Source organism: Dactylosporangium sp. NPDC050588, assembly GCF_040654975.1.
Taxonomy (GTDB): domain Bacteria; phylum Actinomycetota; class Actinomycetes; order Mycobacteriales; family Micromonosporaceae; genus Dactylosporangium; species Dactylosporangium maewongense.
Genome location: NZ_JBFAJA010000233.1, coordinates 1 through 1,478, shown reverse-complemented (window position 1 = coordinate 1,478; position 1,478 = coordinate 1). Strand labels below are relative to the sequence as shown.

Here is a 1,478-nt window from a genome sequence, read left to right as displayed (position 1 = left end):
TCCAGCGGCAGACCCCGGGTCGCCGCATCAAGGTGCCTGGCCCCGTCCACCTTCGCCGCCATCACCGTCGCGATCCGCTCCGGCGTCAACGCGTCAACAGTGCCGTCGTCCAGGACACCAGCAGCGTGGACGACCGCGTTCGGCATGAACCGGGCGACCAGGTCGGCGACAGCGGCAGGATCGGTGACGTCCGCGGCCACGATCTCGACGCCGGGGATGTCCACCTGTACGGCGTCAGGGCCGCGCCGGCTGACCAGCACGATCCTGGAGGCGCCTTCCGCGGCGAGCCACCGGGCGACGTGGAGGCCGAGGGCGCCGGTGCCGCCGGTGACCAGGACCGTGCCGGAGGGCTGCCACCCGGCCGTGGTCGCGGCCCGGGCGAGACGTCGGGCGTGGACCGTGCCGGACCGGACCATCACCTGGTCCTCGGCGCCGGCGAGGATGCCCGGCAGCAGCGCCATGTCCGTGTCGGCGATGTCGATGAGGCCGCCCCACCGGTCCGGGTGCTCCAGCGCGACGACCCGGCCGAGACCCCAGATCGCGCGCTGCACCGGATCCGTCGAAGCACCCCGGGTCACGCACCACAGCGGCCCCATGTCGCCGAGGGTCTGCACGAAGGTGAGCGCCTCGGCGGCATCGGCGGGCAACACCACCACGCCCGCGAACGACTCCTCCCGCAGGCGTCCTTCGCGGACCGGCAGGGTGACCGTCTCAGCGCCCGCCGCCGCCAGCGCCGCCACCACCGCCTCGGATCCGCCACCGACCACGAGCCACGTGCCGTGCAGCGTGGCCTCCCGGTGCGGCAGCGGCGTCCACGTCTCGTGATACAGCCAGCCGTCGACGGTCGGTAGGGCAGGAGTGCCGGCGTCCAGCCAGTACCGCTGCCGCTGGAACGCGTACGTGGGCAGGTCGACACGGCGTCCCCCGGCCAGGACCCGGGTCCAGTCCGGGGACCAGCCGGCGACGTGCGCCCGGGCGACGGCGGTCATCAGGGTGCTGGCTTCGTCGCGCCCCTTCCGCATCGCCGGGATGCCGTCGACCAGCGCCGACAGCACCCCGTCGGGACCCACCTCCAGGAACCGGTTGACGCCCTGCGCCCTGAGCGTGGCGACCGAATCCGCGAACCGGACCGTCCCCCGGACCTGCGCCACCCAATACTCCGGGTCGGTCACCTCGCCGGTGGACGTCGTCGCGATCGGAATCCAAGGCTTGTTGAATTTCACGGTGGCCAGGACCTCGCGAAACGCGTCGAGCATCCCGTCCATCCGCGCCGAATGGAACGCATGACTCACCTTCAACCGCCGCGTCTTGGCGAACCCCGCCGCCACAGCTTCGACCGCGGCCTCGTCGCCGGAGACCACGACCGCGTCGGGACCGTTGACGGCGGCCAGCGAAACACCGTCGACCAGCGCCGCGCGGACCTGCTCCTCAGAAGCCTGGATCGCGACCATCGCGCCGCCCCGTGGCAGCGCCTGCAT

The 1,478-nt window shown here is 72.8% G+C and carries 1 protein-coding gene; it reads right to left on the bottom strand.

Translation table 11 applies throughout. The features are described from left to right. The coding region (locus tag AB0I21_RS57470; RefSeq protein ID WP_360574532.1) for an SDR family NAD(P)-dependent oxidoreductase at positions 1 to 1,478 on the bottom strand (1,478 nt) is incomplete at both ends.